General features: G+C 50.5%; 12 protein-coding genes. 6 read left to right on the top strand and 6 right to left on the bottom strand.

From position 1 onward, the window contains the following. Positions 1 to 249: 249 nt before the first annotated feature. Positions 250 to 2,064, top strand: coding sequence for an SUMF1/EgtB/PvdO family nonheme iron enzyme (locus tag P2G88_RS12570; RefSeq protein WP_275796479.1), 1,815 nt, complete (start codon positions 250 to 252; stop codon positions 2,062 to 2,064). A 41-nt stretch (positions 2,065 to 2,105) separates the two neighbouring features. On the opposite strand, the gene P2G88_RS12575 is transcribed toward P2G88_RS12570, so the two are convergent. Together P2G88_RS12575 and ilvY are read right to left on the bottom strand one after the other, a co-directional pair. Further along, positions 2,106 to 2,990 carry an EamA family transporter gene (locus tag P2G88_RS12575; RefSeq protein WP_275796481.1) on the bottom strand — a complete coding sequence of 295 codons (885 nt, stop codon included), beginning with the start codon at positions 2,988 to 2,990 and terminating at the stop codon, positions 2,106 to 2,108. Between the two features lie 33 nt (positions 2,991 to 3,023). Then, the gene (ilvY, locus tag P2G88_RS12580; protein ID WP_275796483.1) at positions 3,024 to 3,881 is read right to left on the bottom strand and encodes an HTH-type transcriptional activator IlvY; all 858 of its coding nucleotides are present in this window, start codon (positions 3,879 to 3,881) and stop codon (positions 3,024 to 3,026) included. A gap of 149 nt (positions 3,882 to 4,030) precedes the next feature. Here ilvY and ilvC point away from each other — a divergent pair, with 149 nt between their 5' ends. Then, positions 4,031 to 5,518, top strand: a complete 1,488-nt coding sequence (gene ilvC / locus P2G88_RS12585) for a ketol-acid reductoisomerase (protein ID WP_275796485.1) — start codon at positions 4,031 to 4,033, stop codon at positions 5,516 to 5,518. Positions 5,519 to 5,668: 150 nt separating this feature from the next. Then, positions 5,669 to 6,487: a class III extradiol ring-cleavage dioxygenase gene (locus tag P2G88_RS12590; protein ID WP_275796487.1), complete on the top strand. Its 819-nt coding sequence runs from the start codon at positions 5,669 to 5,671 to the stop codon at positions 6,485 to 6,487. 21 nt (positions 6,488 to 6,508) lie between these two features. Here P2G88_RS12590 and P2G88_RS12595 read toward each other — a convergent pair whose 3' ends face one another. The 3 genes from P2G88_RS12595 to P2G88_RS12605 all read right to left on the bottom strand — a co-directional run bounded on the left by P2G88_RS12595 (position 6,509) and on the right by P2G88_RS12605 (position 8,570). Then, the gene (locus P2G88_RS12595; RefSeq protein WP_275796489.1) at positions 6,509 to 6,931 is read right to left on the bottom strand and encodes a hypothetical protein; all 423 of its coding nucleotides are present in this window, start codon (positions 6,929 to 6,931) and stop codon (positions 6,509 to 6,511) included. Positions 6,932 to 7,096: 165 nt separating this feature from the next. After that, positions 7,097 to 7,708, bottom strand: a complete 612-nt coding sequence (locus P2G88_RS12600) for a hypothetical protein (protein WP_275796491.1) — start codon at positions 7,706 to 7,708, stop codon at positions 7,097 to 7,099. After that, positions 7,689 to 8,570: an Ig-like domain-containing protein gene (locus P2G88_RS12605; protein WP_275796493.1), complete on the bottom strand. Its 882-nt coding sequence runs from the start codon at positions 8,568 to 8,570 to the stop codon at positions 7,689 to 7,691. The genes P2G88_RS12600 and P2G88_RS12605 overlap by 20 nt, the downstream gene beginning before the upstream one ends. Positions 8,571 to 8,801: 231 nt before the next feature. Between P2G88_RS12605 and speB the strand changes: the two genes are divergently transcribed. Further along, a complete protein-coding gene (gene speB / locus P2G88_RS12610) occupies positions 8,802 to 9,629 on the top strand; it encodes an agmatinase (protein WP_275796495.1) in 828 nt (275 codons plus the stop codon). Between the two features lie 37 nt (positions 9,630 to 9,666). Here the strand turns inward: speB and P2G88_RS12615 are convergent, their stop codons facing one another. Further along, the gene (locus P2G88_RS12615; RefSeq protein ID WP_275796497.1) at positions 9,667 to 13,788 is read right to left on the bottom strand and encodes a thrombospondin type 3 repeat-containing protein; all 4,122 of its coding nucleotides are present in this window, start codon (positions 13,786 to 13,788) and stop codon (positions 9,667 to 9,669) included. 457 nt (positions 13,789 to 14,245) lie between these two features. Here P2G88_RS12615 and P2G88_RS12620 point away from each other — a divergent pair, with 457 nt between their 5' ends. Both P2G88_RS12620 and P2G88_RS12625 read left to right on the top strand, forming a co-directional pair. Then, complete coding sequence (locus tag P2G88_RS12620; RefSeq protein WP_275796499.1) at positions 14,246 to 14,944, top strand: hypothetical protein; 699 nt, start codon at positions 14,246 to 14,248, stop codon at positions 14,942 to 14,944. Between the two features lie 232 nt (positions 14,945 to 15,176). Next, a complete protein-coding gene (locus tag P2G88_RS12625; protein WP_275796502.1) occupies positions 15,177 to 16,424 on the top strand; it encodes a DUF2235 domain-containing protein in 1,248 nt (415 codons plus the stop codon). The last annotated feature ends 274 nt before the right edge of the window (positions 16,425 to 16,698 follow it).

Here is a 16,698-nt window from a genome sequence, read left to right on the forward strand (position 1 = left end):
CTGCGTAAACCTACTAGAGACTTGCGCTTTACTAGACAACTCAATAGCATAGGGCATTGATGTGGCATCAAATACCCAACTGGGTGTTATATAAATAAGAACAATAACGCCGTTGAAAAACCAGAAGAACAACAGCAGTTTGCCGGCTGGCGACCCGTTTGGAATGGAATAATGAAGCGAATAGCACACCTTGCTCTGTCGATGGCTCTCGTATGTTCGACGGGAGTGATCGCAGCAGAAAAGTTATCTGTGACTGAAATCCAGCAGCAGATCCTGGCCAACCAAAGCGACTACGACAGCTTCCAGCGCAATCTTGATAGTGAAATTGCTCTCGCTGCTTCCATGGAAAAGGAACTGGCCGCCTTGCGTGCCAAAGGCAAAGAACTGGAAACAAGTCGGCAAACCAAATTGGCCGAAATGAATGTGCAGTATGAGCGCATTATTGAAGATCCCAGTATCGACATTACCCCGGCCCGCGAAGCCTATCTGGCTGCTGTACGTGCCCACAAAAACAACAAAGACGCTATTTCCAGCAAATACAACGACTGGCAGAAAAAGCTGGCGGATGTAGAACAGATGCGTGTGTCTAAGCACAGCTTATTGAACAAAATTGAGAGTCTTAAGGAGCAGTTGAATAACGCCCGTATTGACCGTCTGTTCCGTGAGTTTAATCGTCAGGAAATGGTGTCCGTCAGTCAGGAAGTGGCCTGTGACCGCGACGAAACCATCGCTAAATGTACCGACAGAGGTAAGTTCCTGGCCAAGCAAAAGGCGTCCAAGCGTTTCTTGGATCAGCTGTATGACAGTCTGACCGAGTCCGAAGCGGCCAAACAGCAACGTCCCAATTCTGAAGGTTATGTACTGTTGCAGCGCAGTGATGTGGTGCAGGAAGGTTTCAGTGGTGCCGCTAACTATAACGTTCAGTTGAACGTGGAAGTGAAAGGTAACCTGAAGCGCTCAGACGCTTGTAAATTGCTGGGGCTTGATCGTCGTTACTGTGTTGAAGATCGCCGTACCAGTGCGCCGGAAAGCAGCAGCGTGGTGCAGGTTTCGGGGATGGACAGCAATCTGAATATGGCCGATGACTCGGTGATGCATGAGCTGACCCTGCGCTCCAATGTGTTTGACGATGAAGTCTTTATCAATGGTGTCAGCTACGGCTCCACCAAGTTACAGGTGATGTTACCCGCAGGTACTCATGATCTTGAAGTGGTCAAGCGCGGTTATGAAACCTACAAGCAACGTCTGAACCTGAAAGAAAGTACCACCTTAAAAGTGGAATTAAGACGCGCCCAATTTGCCTTTAACAAGGGTGAAAAGGTGCAGGACATCCTGTTTGGTGATGTGCCCGGGCCGCAGCTGGTAGTGGTTCCCTCGGGCGCTTACCGTATGGGTGATATCAATGGCACCGGTCTTGAAAATGAACGCCCCGTGCAAAGTAAAACCATTGCCAATTCTTTTGGCATCAGCGAAACAGAAATCACTGTTGCCGAGTTTCGTCGCTTTGTAGATGAAACCAGCTACGTTACCGACGCCGAGAAAGACAAAGGATGTGCCTACTATGAGCAGGGCTCGCCGGTTTGGCAGGAGCAACTCAACTGGCGTACACCGGGTTATGCCAATACCGCCAATCACCCTGTGGTGTGTATTAGCCAGCAGGATGCTTTGGCTTATGTAAATTGGTTAAGCCGCACCAGCGGTAATAAGTATCGCCTGCCCAGTGAAGAAGAGTGGGAATATGCGGCCCGTGGCGGCAAAGAAACCGATTATTGGTGGGGCGACAGTGTCGGCTCTGGTAATGCCAACTGTGGTTGGTGTGGCAGCCAGTGGTCCAATATCAGCGCCGCGCCGGTGGCCTCTTTTGACCGTAACAGCTATGGCCTGTTTGATACCGCTGGCAACGTTTGGGAATGGACCGTAAGCAGTGCTTCTAAAAGTGGCTCTGTAGTGCGTGGTGGCGCCTGGAACTTTGCACCGCGTCTGTCCCGGGTATCCACGCGTATGGAACTCGACCCCAATTTCCGGGCCAATTACATCGGTTTTCGGGTCGTCCGAGAAAGATAAGCAAGATAAACCGGCGAAAGCCGGTTTTGTTTTTTAGGGCCTCATAAAACTGGGGCCCACACCACACAGATCGCTGCTATCACAATCAATGCTAACCCTTGTTTATCGGTACGGGCCAGCTTTTCACGAAACCAGTAAGCGGAAATCAGCAAGCTGAACAACACTTCTACCTGCCCCAGGGTTTTCACTAAGGCGACGCTCTCCAGACTCATGGCAGTGAACCAACCTATGGAGCCTAAGCAGCTGGTGACGCTGATTGCCAATACCAGTTTAGGGCGCAACAGCAGTGCCTTTAAAGTGGCCGGATCACGAAGCAGTAGCCAACTCACCAATGTCAGGGTCTGGATCAGGATCACAAACAGTAGCACCCAAGCCGCTCCATGTGGGAAGGGGACGTCCAGGACCAGGCTGGCTTCTCTGACCCATAAAGATGTCAGCGCAAAGGCCAGACCGCTGCCAAGCCCAAGCAACAGGGTCATAAACGACCAATTCCTTACCTGCCGGATGCCGCTCAATAAAAACACGGCCATCGCCCCCAGAGCGACGCCTAACCATCCCAGCCAATCCAGGGAAGTGGTAAAGAACATCACCCCTAGTATGGCAGCCAAAATGGCTTCACTTTTAGCCAGACCTACGCCGATTGCATAGTTACGTAGTTTGAATAACTTGACCATCAACGCAGTCGCCAGGATCTGCATGAGTGCAGCCGAGAACGTCAAGATCAGAAAGTCGGCAGAGAACTGCGGAACTTGTGTCGGACGCCCATGATAAAGGGCAATCAGATACAGTATGACCATTGGGCCGGCATACAGGAATCGCGCCAGGGTCACACCCGCTGTGGAAACGTCACGACTGAGTTGTTTTTGAAAAGCATTGCGCCAGGCCTGCATAAAGGCCGCCATCAGCGTGAAGGGGATCCAAAGCATTGATATCGCCAGAGCGTTAAAGCGCTGATGGTATCAGACTTGATCCAGCAAGGCGCGGACAAGAGGTTCGTTACTACGGCCTTTGAGACAGCACAGCCCCAGTTTAAAAGACTCTATTCCTTCCAGGGGAAGCATGGTGATGCGGTTGGCGACGATGGAATGCTCCACCACGGCTTTAGGCACAATCCCTACGCCACAGCCCAATGCTACCATGCTGACAATAGCTTCATGCCCGGTAACCGAGGCATACACTTTAGGACGAATACCGTGCTCGGTTAACCAGTGGTGCACAATGCGCTTTGAAGGGCCTGACTCCGGCAACACCATTGGCACCGTGCGCCAATCCAATTGCTGCCACTGACTTAATCGGTAGCCGGCCGGACAAATCAGCACAAAAGGCAGCACATCCAACTGATGAAAAGATAATTCTGTGGGGAAATCCGGGGTACCTGCGGCAATGGCTAAGTCTGCTTCCTGGTTAATGACTTTACTGGTGGCCAGGGCCGGATCTCCGGTGGTCAAACGGATTTCCACTTGCGGATAAGCCTGTCGAAAGCGCTCTAATAAGGCTGGCAGATGGCTATAGCTGGCGGTCACCGAACAAAACAGACTGAGCTCGCCTTTTAACAGCTGACTGTCTTGCTTGAGTTCGCTTTTCAGGCGCTGCCAGTCTTCCAAAGTCTGCGCGCTGAATGCCAGTAACTTAGCGCCGGCCGCGGTTAGTTTTACGCTGCGGTTGTCTCGCACAAATAGCGCCGCACCGCAGTCCTCTTCCAGTCGCTGGATAGCCCGGCTCAGGGTTGGTGGGCTGACATGCATGGCCTCTGCGGTCTTGGCGAAATGCAGACTGTCGGCAAGATGCTGAAAGAGTTGCAGGGTACGTATATCCATCATGTTTCAAAAAATGAAATATTGTGTTGTAAATATATCATTTTAAACAACGAAGGCCATGCACTATGCTCCAATCATCAAGCGAGTACGTCACTTTACTTGCAAGGTATGAAGAAGCGAATTCGCCCGATAGGGCATTGGAGATAACGATGGCTAATTATTTTAATTCCCTGAATCTGCGTCAGCAGCTGGAACAGCTGGGACAATGCCGCTTTATGCAGCGTAATGAATTCAACCAGGGTTGTGATTTTCTGAAGGGCAAGAAGATTGTCATTGTCGGTTGCGGTGCACAAGGTCTTAATCAGGGCCTGAATATGCGTGATTCCGGCTTGGATGTATCTTATGCCCTGCGTCAGTCCGCCATCGATGAACAGCGTGATTCTTATCGTCGTGCTACCGGTAATGGTTTTAAGGTAGGTAGCTATCAACAGCTGATCCCTGGTGCCGATTTGGTTTATAACCTGACCCCGGACAAGCAGCACGCCAGTGTGGTGGAAGCGGTGATGCCCCTGATGAAACAGGGCTCTGCGCTGGCTTATTCCCATGGCTTTAATATCGTTGAAGAAGGTCAGCAAATTCGTTCCGATATTACGGTGGTGATGTGCGCACCTAAATGTCCGGGTACCGAAGTGCGTGAAGAATATAAGCGTGGTTTTGGTGTGCCCACCCTGATCGCCGTACATCCTGAAAACGATCCGCAGGGTCAGGGTCTGGAAATTGCCAAGGCATTGGCCAGCGCCACCGGTGGCGACCGAGCGGGTGTGTTGCATTCTTCTTTCGTGGCCGAAGTGAAATCCGATTTGATGGGTGAGCAAACCATTCTCTGCGGTATGCAGCAAAGCGCTGCGCTGCTGGCCTTTGACAAGATGGTTGCCGAAGGGATGGATCCTGCGTACTGCGCTGCCTTTATCCAGTTTGGATTGCAGGCCATTACTGAGGCGCTGAAGATTGGCGGCGTGACCAATATGATGGACAGGCTGTCTAACCCGGCCAAGATCAAAGCCCATCAGTTGAGCGAAGAGCTTAAAGACACCTTGCGTCCGCTGTTTGAGAAGCATCAGGACGACATTCTAAGTGGTCATTTCTCTAAGACCATGATGCAAGACTGGGCCAATGGCGATGCCAACTTGCTGAGATGGCGCGAAGAAACCGGGCAGACCGGTTTTGAAAAGGCACCTGTCTATGAAGGCAAGATCGATGAGCAGGAATTCTTCGACAAGGGTATTTTCCTGGTGGCCATGATCAAAGCCGGTGTGGAGTTGGCTTTTGATGTGATGGTGGCATCCGGCATGTTGCCTGAGTCGGCCTATTATGAGTCGCTGCATGAAACGCCGCTGATTGCCAATACCATCGCCCGTAAGCGTTTATATGAGATGAATGTGGTGATTTCCGATACCGCTGAATACGGTAACTACCTGTTTGCCAATGCCGCTATTCCGTTGCTGCGTGACACCCTGATGCCCAAGCTGGACCTGTCATTGATCGGCAAAGGCTTGTCATTGAAGTCCCACAGCGTGGATAACAAACGTCTGGTGGAAGTGAACCAGGCTATTCGCCAGCATCAGGTAGAGCGCGTGGGTGAAACCCTGCGTGGTTATATGACCGATATGAAGGCCATTGTGGCCGCCGAAGCCTAATTGAGTTGTACTCCCGCTGCCCGGCTTGTCCGGGCTTTTTTTAATCAAAAAAAGATTCAATAAAATCGCAAAATAAGTCATAAAAAATGCCATTTTAATCAACCGAATTGGAAGCTACGCTGCAAATCCGTTTAATAAGGGCTGATTCAGATGTCTTCCCATTCAGAAAAGACCAAGGTGCCGGGTCCAAAGGTGGTATGTGTATCCCATGGTGGTGGGCCTTTGCCCCTTCCCGGAGATGCGAGCCATAAGGAGATGGTGGAGAGCCTGCAGACCTTGGCCCAACGCATTCCAAAACCAGAAAAAATTATCGTAGTGAGTGCTCACTGGGAAGCGCAGCGAATTAGCCTGACTGCAGGACGAGCGCCTGGCTTGCTATACGATTATTCAGGCTTTCCTCAAGAAGCCTATCAGGTTCAGTATCCGGTTCCAGGGGCGCCTGAATTCAGTGCTGCTGTTGCGGCCAGGTTGAACGAAAGTGGGATTGCAACTGTGCTCGACCCCGCACACGGATTTGATCATGGCCTTTTTGTACCGCTTAAGATCATGTTTCCACAAGCGGATATTCCCTGTATTCAACTCTCATTGTCGCACCACCTGCAAGCGGATTTTCATATTCAGCTAGGTGAGGCATTGTCCTGGCTGGATGAGACGACCCTGATCCTCGGCTCCGGCTTTACGTTTCATAATTTGCCGGCCTTTTTTAATCCGGCAGATAAACAGGCTCTGGCACAGAATATGGCCTTTGAAGAGTGGTTGCAGCAAGTTTGTCTGGATAGCAATTTGTCAGAAGAGCAACGTCGGCAAAAGCTGGTGCAGTGGCAATCAGCGCCTTATGCCAGATTCAGTCACCCCCGCGCTGAGCATTTGTTGCCATTGCATGTTTGCTATGGTGCTGCGCAGAGGCCGTGCCGTGAAGTTTTGAGTTTTGAAGTGATGGGTAAGCGTGCCAGCCATTTTATTTGGTAGGGGCGGGCAAGAACATCAGGCTCAGCTGTTGGCCAACCTGCGCCAGCGTGAGCGTTGCAGATTTAGGCCAAATTTTTCGAGCCAGTCCAGTGCTGGTTCCAATTGCAGGTGACGGCCGAAGTTTATGGTTCTTTTGCTGCGGATAAACTTTTCTAAATCAAGGGCTTGGTTGTCATCATTGACCAACCAGCATTCACAACGTTGATTGCGTCTGTCCAACGGGATATTGGCGGTTTGTGGTTGCAATTTGTTATGGAAGTTGTCCATTTGCCAGGCCTGCATATCCACAAGCATGCCCCAGGGGCGTTTCCTGGCCTGTATTTTACTGATCTCCTCACAAAGCTTGGTAAGGTAGGCAATGTCGGTGGCTAAATCCCACTCTCCCTGCAGTTTCACATACAGCACATCACCGATACGCTGAATAAAATATTCCGCTTTGGACAAAAATAATTTCTCCTTTTTAAGGCATACCTTTGTGCCAGTCAGTGCAGGGCCGCCAAAAATCACTATAAGCCCTCATTGATTGTCACACAATGCTCCTTGTTGCCGGTATCCGACCAGCTGCGCAAAAAGCCCGGTAAATGCCGGGCTTCACGTGTTTTTATGATGTTACTGAGCGGTAACTATCCAGTTTGGGTCGCTCAGGAACAGGGTTTCATTGGTACGTTGCACCAGTCCGGTTCCGTCAGCACGTATTGTCCATATCTGTTCCCGTTCACCGCCTTGATGCTTGGATAAAAAGGCTATCAGGCGCCCATCCGGAGACCACTTTGGCGATGATTGGGTTAACGCCAGGGGTGTTCCTGCTACCAAGGGAGTACCCGAACCGCCTTGTGCCGATACCTTGTAGATGTCGCCGAACACGGCACTGCCGCTGCGCTGAAATACCAAGGTATTACCATCAGGTGACCAATCCGGTTGATCATCGTAGAAATTGGGGTCGCTGGTGATCTGCCGCTTGTCACTACCATCAGCCTGCATCGTCCAGATATAGCCATAGCCGTCTTTACTCTGGCTATAGGCAATACGCATCCCTTGTCCGGAGATCGGGGACCAGGCTGGTGACTTAAATGTGCCCTGTTGCCCTTCGGTAAGGTTGACCAGATCAGAGCCATCTGCGTTAATGCGCCAGATATGGGCTGGTTCGCCGAAAACCTGACTGGTAAAAACGATGTACTTGCCATCGGGAGACCAGGCCGGTTCAGTACTGCGTGCCGTCATCGAGACCAAAATCGTACCCATGCTGTGCATGGCGGTCGGCAATCATAATGCGGCTTTCCCAGAACACATTGGTTGGGTAGACCACAAACGCCACTTTTTGACCATCGGGTGAGGCACTGCCATGACTGGCTTGTCTGCCAGGTGCGAACAGCTGTTGTGGCGTGGCCAGCGAGCTATTGATATCCAGTGAGTACAATTCCGCTGGTTGAGCAACGTCTTGGCGGCCGTAGATAAGTTCGTATGCGTACTCGGCATAAGTTTCTATGGTGCAGGCGCTTTGCACCTCCTCGCTGCTGGCAAATATTTTAGCTTGGCCGAGTTTTAAGCTGGTGACATAGCCGCTTGCGGATACTGAGATGGTATTGGGATCGGTCGATACCCAACTAATGGCGCGATCCATAAGCTGATTGCCATCCTGATCAAATACTTTTGCTTCAAGCTGCAAGGAATCTCCTTCCTCTAAATACTCAAAGTCAGTGTTAATAACCACGGATGCCACCACCGGCTGACTTGGCGGTGCACTGACCTTTACCTTTGATTTTGCGTTCTTACCTTCCAGGCTGGCAGTAATCTTTACTTCTCCGTTGGCCATTGCTGTGACTAAACCATTTGCGGATACTGTTGCCTTCTGACTGTCTGTGCTTTGCCAAGTGACTGCTTTACCGGTAACAACAGTGCCATTGCTGTCCCTAACGGTAGCGGTGAGTTGTTTGCTTTCGCCGATGAGCAGGCTGATATCCACGGGGGTAACTTCAACGCTGAAGATTGTTGAGGTAGGCTCAGGAGCGGGAGCCTCACCTTCTCCACTACCACATGCAGCGAGTCCCATCGCCAGCAAAAGCACCATGATTACATTTTTCATTTAAGGATCTCTCTACACTGTTATCTGAGTCATGTGATTAAGCAGTGGATGCACTGAATCTTGCTGGGAAGATTAAAAAGTGAACGGCTGCTAAAGCGGGCGAGATGATAATTTGAGCATTGAGGGCAATCTAGGCGATATGCGTAATCAAAACAGAACAAATTGTAATCAGTTGCGGCAAGTTGCTTTAGGCCGGTCTCAGTGCTGTAAGCCAATGGAGGTAACACCATTATGAAGTGGTCTGCACCCGCAGCGACTTATGAAAATCTTCAGGCTGGTGATGTGGCGTTACTGGGGCTTTGCTGTGACTACAATGCCTCTTACGCAAGCGGACCTGCTGAGGCTCCGGGAAAGATCCGGGAAGCCTTTTTTCAAGGCTCACAAAACAAGTTTTCCGAATTGGCAGTGGACTTTCGCACGGCTAGTCATTTTAAAGACCTGGGTGATATTGATGTAAGCAATGACCATCAGTATCTCGCTATCAGTAATTTAGTGAGGCAGGTGCTTGAAAAAGGTGCCAGGCCAATGATCCTCGGTGGCGACCATTCCATTACGTATCCGGTGATCAAGGCAATGGCCGAAAAATGGCCGGGCCTGAATATTATGCATTTTGATGCCCATCCTGATTTGTATCCTGAATTCAATGGCAGTCGCTATTCCAATGCATGTCCTTTTGCCCGAATTATGGAAGAGGGCTTGGTTAACAGACTGGTTCAGGTAGGCATACGCACCGCCAGTCCAATGTTAAGAGCACAAGCCAGGCTGTATGGGGTGGAGATGTACGAAATGAAAGACGGCAATCTGCCAGATCTGCATTTCAATGGGCCCCTTTATATTTCGCTGGATATGGATGTGCTGGACCCAGCATTTGCTCCCGGCGTGTCGCACCGTGAACCCGGGGGATTCAGTGTGCGCGAGGTGATCGAGATAATTCACAGCCTCCAAGGACTGATTGTGGGGGCCGATATTGTGGAATTTAATCCACGCCGGGATATCGAGGAAATGACCGCTTATGTGGCGGTGAAGTTATTGAAGGAAATTGCTGGGCGGATGCTCTAGGCAACAAAAAAAGCCCCGGTCTCCCGGGGCGTATTAGTCAGGGCAGGCGCCGGTTGCGGATCAGCGTTAACAGTAGGAGTAATGCCCATCCCCCCAGGCTACCACCACCGCTACTTTGTGTATCTGGCTGACTCGGGGGAGTTGGCGTGGGTACCGTCGAGCGGCTTGGATCCAGCGGATAGGCATCCTGTGCATCTGGCACGCCGTCGTTGTCATCGTCCGTATCGGCGTTGTTGCCGATGCCGTCGCCATCGGTATCTACCGATTCAGTAGCATCCAGTGGGAAGGCATCCTGTGCGTCTGGCACGCCGTCATTGTCATCATCCGTATCGGCGTTGTTGCCAATACCGTCGCCGTCGGTATCAACCGATTCAGTAGCATCCAGTGGGAAGGCATCCTGTGTATCTGGCACGCCGTCATTGTCATCGTCCGGATCGGCGTTGTTGCCGATGCCGTCACCGTCGGTATCTGCCGATTCAGTAGCATCCAGTGGGAAGGCATCCTGTGTATCTGGCACGCCGTCATTGTCGTCGTCCGTATCGGCGTTGTTGCCGATGCCGTCACCGTCGGTGTCTAACCATTCTGTGGCATCCAGGGGGAAGGCGTCGTTCTGATCTTCAGTCCCATCATTATCATCATCGGTATCCATATAGTCGCGCAGACCGTCACTGTCATTGTCTGTTACGCCAGTTTCACTTGCCGGAATAGCATCAATCTTTGTCAGAGAATAAATAGCTGAATCTTCAGTTACTAAGCCAAAAGGGAAGCGATTATTTAAACTAGCATCTCCCCCTGACACCCAAATATTTCCTTGCATATCAAGAGTATAAGTTAATGCGTCTGAAGCCCAGGCTTCCAGCCATTCGGTTCTGTCGCCCACTTGGGCAATTTCGCTTCGTGCATCTTGACCACGCGCAAGCTGAGGACTGTCTGACAGGCCGGTATCCCGATTGGTATAGCCACCCCAAGTCCACAAGCTGTTATCGGGCATAATGCCAGCAAAATGACCACCACCCAGGCTGATTCTTACCCAGTTGTCATTGCTGATAAGCGTTGGCGTTGGTAAGTCTTCTGCGTAGCCAAGCATCATGGCCAATGAGCCACCCCCCCAGACATAGAGACGATTGCCGTCCAAGAAGGTGCCACGGAAAGAATGCGCCTGTAAATTATGGACATTTTCACCGCTGTGGATTGGGGCCAGGTAGCCACTGCCGTTCTCCCTACCCATTACATCCAGTCGATTAGAGCCCCAGGAATAGACCTGGTTATCTGTGGTCAGCGCAAAGCCGGCCTCCTGAGTATGCGAAAGTTGTGTCACCCCGTATAACGAGATGATTTGCTGCAGGCTCTCGATATCACCAGTCAGCTCAGAACGTTCTGAGAGTTCATTGCTACCATTATATCCCCGGCCCCATACGCTACCGTCGGATTTGGTCAACACCAGTGTGGTGTTATTGGCGTGCACTGAACGCCAATCGTTGGCGCTACCGAATTGGGTTAGCTCATCGTATTGCTGACGGCTGAAGAAATCGTAGCCAACACGCCATAAAGTGCCGTCTTTCTTTATTGCTACCAGGAGATGGTCCTGGACAGCCACATCGGCCCAGTCATTGCCAGGCACCTTATGGGGTTCGGCAATAGTGTTTTGTGAGCGAAATGCCGCGCCCAGGCCGCTCTGCCCACTGGCATTCGCCCCCCAGGTATAAAGGCTGCCTGTATGGCTAAGAAACGCGGCCGTACTATAGGTTGAAACCAGTTTCTGCTTCGCTGCAATACGTTGCTGCACCATTGGCTTTATAGTCACGGTGGCTGTCGCTGAGCGTTCTCCGTCTTCACCAATCACCTGAAAACTGAAACTGTCTTCAGTGAAGTCTGCATTCGCGGTATAGGTCGCCTTGTCCGGCAATGGCCACGCCAAACTGCCTTGTGATGGGGCGGAAACGATTTCGATTTGTTGTTGCTCACCGGTATCGATATCAAAAAGTGGCAGTAAACGGGTGACGCTCATACCTTGTTCAACGTACCAAGTTACGTCTTGCACCTGAGCAGGATTAAAAATAGTCCTGACTACCTTGAGTTTGACGGTGCTCGTTGCATTGTATTCGCCGTCCGAATAGCCAATCACAATATCTACATCGCCTGCATTTAAGTTTTTATGCTCAATGCTCAGACTCAGATTGCCTTGATTATCCATACTCACCGATACGTCTTTCTTACTTATCAGTTTTTCGTTGGTGGAGTAGGCGTATACGGCATCCCTCTGGATGGCCTGGTCGTCACTCAAGGTAAAGGGAATGGTCAGCACCGTCTGCTGGTTCATGCTCTGGTTGGTTTCAACCTGTAATTGGGCCGGTTGATTATCAAAGGCGGCAATTTGCACGTTGAAAAGCTGCACGGCTTGCTGACTGCTGGCATTGTCTTTGGCAAACAAGGCGATCATCAGGGTTTGGTTTTTGGCGCTAAAGTCGGAAATGGTCAGTTCTGGGCCTGTGAGGGATACCGAGGCGTGATATTCATCACTGTGTTCAACCAGTTCCACCCGGTAATCCCAATTTCCTTGAGGCAGTGCAAGGGTGTGGGTGATTTCAGAAGTCGGCTCGGTGATGACAATGTCTTCGATATAAGGCAGCTGAATGGCGTTTGTGGCATAACCACTTCTTACCAAGCTGGAGGGGCTGGAGAGATTGTCCAGAAGATTGCTATTTAATGCCGTGACACTATAGCAATAGGTTGTCTGCGGTTGCGCCTGCGCATCTACAAAGTGGTTTTGTTCGACGTCAAATTCATCACCATAAACGGGGTAGCTACAGATGGGACCTTGAATACCTGCTGTATCAGCCTCGCGGCGATGAACACGATAGCCTGTCGCCCCTTCTACCGCTTGCCACTGAAGCTCGATAGCCTGGTTGTCTCCCTGTGTAATCTGAGTGATGACAGGTGCGCCGACACCCTGGTAATTGGCAATACTCAGGGCTGAAAAATTGAGCATGGCGGCATTGTCAGCTGCCTCTGGCTCGTTAACGGCAATGCCGGTGGGAACGTCGTTATAAAGCACTTCTGGATTGGAAAAATGCGCTATGGTCTCGCAGTACTCACCCTGATCGGAACATTTATTGGGATAGGCCATTACGGTCTTAAAGCGGTTTTCCACATCCACGTAACCGTAGTTACTGTTCTCATCTCCGCCGTTTTCCACATGGCGGTCGTGTGCGGCACCAAAATTATGGCCCAGCTCATGGGCGGTAATGAAGTTTCCAGTACACCAGGCAGCGGTCGCACCATAGCCCCAATATTTGGCAGTGCCACCATTGGGAAATACGGAATAGAAGGCCAGACCGCAGGCACCGCGCAGATAGCTGGGATAAAAATGCACCAGGTCCGCCTGATACTTTTCCCGCACTTGCTCCACATTGGCAAAGGTGCCCCGTTTGCTGGAAAAATCCGTAAAAGGGTCATTACCAAGGGTTAATTCGTCTACTTGTATCTTTTCCACCACAGCAACAGAAGCATCAATATTGCTATTGGCAAATGCCTGATTGGTGTCAATAAACTCTAGATCAATCACGTCCAGCAGGTCTGGAGTTTGCTCCAGGGCTTGTCTGCTGTAGTACACCAGCACCTTTACGTCAGCCTCCTGGGCAAATCCGCTGGCACTAGAAGTAGTATGCAGGGGTAATGCTGAATTGAAGGTTTTTGAACTGGCTGCGCGTGGTGTATTGACAGGGGCAGCCTGCACATCGTTTTGTGCCTGTGCAGGTGGCACAAATTCGGTAATTACTACCGCGCCATCGGCCTGAGTGCGAAGTTGGTATAGCTTACCCTTAGTTCGGATATTGCCGGTTAGCTGGGTTTGGCTGGCAATAAGATTGACGCTGCTGCCGGGCTCTCCCTGAATCTTACCAAGCCACACCAACTTATTATCCTCGCGCTGGTAATAGCGTACCATCAGCGCCTGAAGCGGCTTTTCGGTAATCATGCCAAAGCTTAAGCCGGTTTTGACCTGCAACTGATTATTCTTGATATCGAATAAACTGTCGGCATGGTAGGCGGCTTTGAGTGGCTGCCCAGCAGCCAAAGGCTTGCCAGATGTAGCTGTGTAATTGGCTGAGGTTTTGCTGTCTTGCTGCCAGGGCGTCAACACATTTGCCTTCAAGGGCATTGAGAGCAGAAGGACTGAAAATAGCCCGGAGGTGATAAGAGTACGCATAACGTCCTTGTTTTTAACCTATTTGCCTGCGCTTTATACCAGTGGGTTGAAAAAGCAACAAGGGGGCCAGGCAGGTAAATTACGCGATTCCGACTTTTAGAGAACGCTAATGTGCCTAATTGGATACGTTGACAGGCTGATCGACTCAGCGGCTGACAGGCAGGCCCTAAAAATAGTTATGTCATTTTTTGATTAAAAAAGCGGTTTGGCGGCTTTAGAACTTTTCCCGTCCCCCTGCCGGATAATATTTAAGCTATGTACAACAATGTGTTAGGAATAAATACCTGGCATAGCTTTCTGTATGTCCTCTGATACCTTTGGGTATTTGCCCTGCTTTTGCCATCTGCCAAGCCTTGTTGTTCTCTTTTAGATCGCGATAATTGCGCGCCATTCAATAGAGGTTAGACCAGTGCAGTTTGAGCGTTTCCTGTTAGTTCTTTGTGTTCTTTTCGTCGCCAAGACCAAGGCTTTTACTATTGGTCTGCCCGAATATGTGCACAACTCACAGGAACAACAACAGTTCGAGCAAAGTTATAAAGCGCTGTATTCTGGTATCGGCGTTAAAGTGAGTTTCGCCTACTTACCCTTTACCCGTATGCAATTGATGATTGAAGATCAGCAACTGGATGCCATTGCCTACCATTCTGCTACCCAGTATCCCCCAAAATCCAATCTGATTAGGATCCCGGAGCCTCTTACGCAGGTAAGTTTGGTTGCAGCATGCCTTGAACAATGCACTGTTAATGCGTACTCAAGAGTGGTGATAGTTAAGGAAGCCATATTTGCCAGCCAGTATTGTAAAAAGTTGGCATTGACCTGTGTACCTGTCTCCAATCCGGAGAGCGCACTAAAGGCTATTCAGAGCGGATTGGCCGACATTTATATGATGCAGTGGTCACCGCATATTGCTGAGCCGTGCCTAACCGAACAAGGTTATAAACTGTATCCAATAGCCAATACTAAGACGGATGTTTATCACTATATAGCACCTCACCACCGGCAGATGAGCGAACAGCTTGCTGACACTTTGCGCCAGCTGAAAAAAGTGACCCAGCCCAAAATGAACGAAGATTGTTTGGCTTCATTTGGGCCTGAGATTTGGATCTAGGTTGCCGCAAGATGATCAAATGTCACAAGTGCAGTAATTATCCCGCAAACCTATGAAGGTGGATTGGTCTTTTAGGGGCTAACTCCATTTCCATACATGCTGCTGAAACCTCAAGCTGTTCTTTGCCGCATAACAATTTCAGTTATTGCCGTTCTCTAATCTTGCGGGCATTCGGTGAATGCGGCTTCTTCTGGTCTACACTGGATATAAATTAATCAGGGCGAATGGAATCATGGCAAGACGACTAATTGTTTGTCTGGACGGCACTTGGAACTCCACCTTTAACGATGAGCGAAAGCAGGACGGTCGTACCATTGTTAAGCCTACCAACGTGCTGAAGCTGGCCAGAGCAATCCTTCCAACGCATGACACAGAAGACCAGATTGTTTATTACGACAGCGGCGTTGGTTCCATCAGCAGCTATGCCGGATGGGACAACAAGTTGTTGGGTTGGGCAGATAACTTTCTGGGGGGGGCTTTTGGTGCAGGGATGGAAACCAATATTGAAGATGCCCTGACCTTTCTCTCCAATAACTACCAGTATGGCGACGATGTGTTCCTGTTTGGTTTTAGCCGGGGCTCCGCCACCGCAAGGGCGGTCTGCCGATTGCTGGATTGGATGGGCGGTGTGTTCGCCAAGCGGGATGCTTACTTCCTGCCGTTTGTGATCCGTGACTTTTTTGACTCTAAAGGTGAAATGCCCTTTGAGGACAGCATTAACCGGCATGTGAAAGCCGGAATTAAAACCCAGGTACATCAATTCACGGTCAAAATGCTGGGGGTCTTTGACACGGTGCTCTCCAAGGGCAGCAGAGTCAGAAGCAAAACCGGATTTGAATATTTTAATAGCCCGTTGCTTCCCAGAATCGTTGAAAATGCTATTCATGCTCTGGCCATCGACGAGTGTAGAGCCGACTTCCAACCGGAGATTTGGACGAGCTGCACCAAGGAGCAGACGCTGCTGCAACGCTGGTTTGCTGGCGTGCATTCTAATGTCGGTGGCGGCTACCCGGATGATGGACTGGCCAATTGTGCGCTGGATTGGATGATTGCCATGGCCAAACAGTACGGTTTGGGTTTTGACGAGGATTACCTTGGATACTTCAAGCCATATGCCGGCGATGTACTTTATAACTCCGACAAGAGCATTTGGCGTTTTGCCGACAAGCTGCGTGGTCGTCAGCGCACCAGGTTGATGTTCAATAACTTAAAGGCAGGCACATCTGAGATTGATTACAGCGTATTGCTGAGGCTGGTGAACAGCAAGACCCCTTTTGCTGATAAGGACAAGTTGGCTGACATCCCCTATCGGCCGGAAGAATTGCTCAAGTGGTTTCATTTTCGCAATATCACGCCAGATGAGTTAATTGCAGATGCGCTGCGGCAGATTGAGCATGACAAATACCGCAGATTGGCCTTTTCGGATGTGGATACTGTGAGGGAGCGGCTTGATAGGGTGCTGGAGGACATTGGGGGTTAGGTGAATCTTGGAATGTTCTAAGGTGGCCTTTAGAGGCGGAATGCTCGCCCCTTCCCTGGGGCTCGGCCTTCGGCCCGTCCCTCAGAGGTAGACTGTTGGTTTTGAGAATTTCTTAGACTTCGGATTGTTATGTGGCCGAGGTGCTTGGTGTTGGCACCGGGACGTCCCAACTTGCTCCGGGCAAGTTGGTCGAACCAAGCGGTGGTTCTCATCCGGCCCGCTTGGGCGATATAAAAGAAAAGGCCCTGTCAGATGACAGGGCCTTTTCTTTTAT

It is taken from the genome of Aliiglaciecola sp. CAU 1673, assembly GCF_029223185.1.
Classification (GTDB): domain Bacteria; phylum Pseudomonadota; class Gammaproteobacteria; order Enterobacterales; family Alteromonadaceae; genus Bowmanella.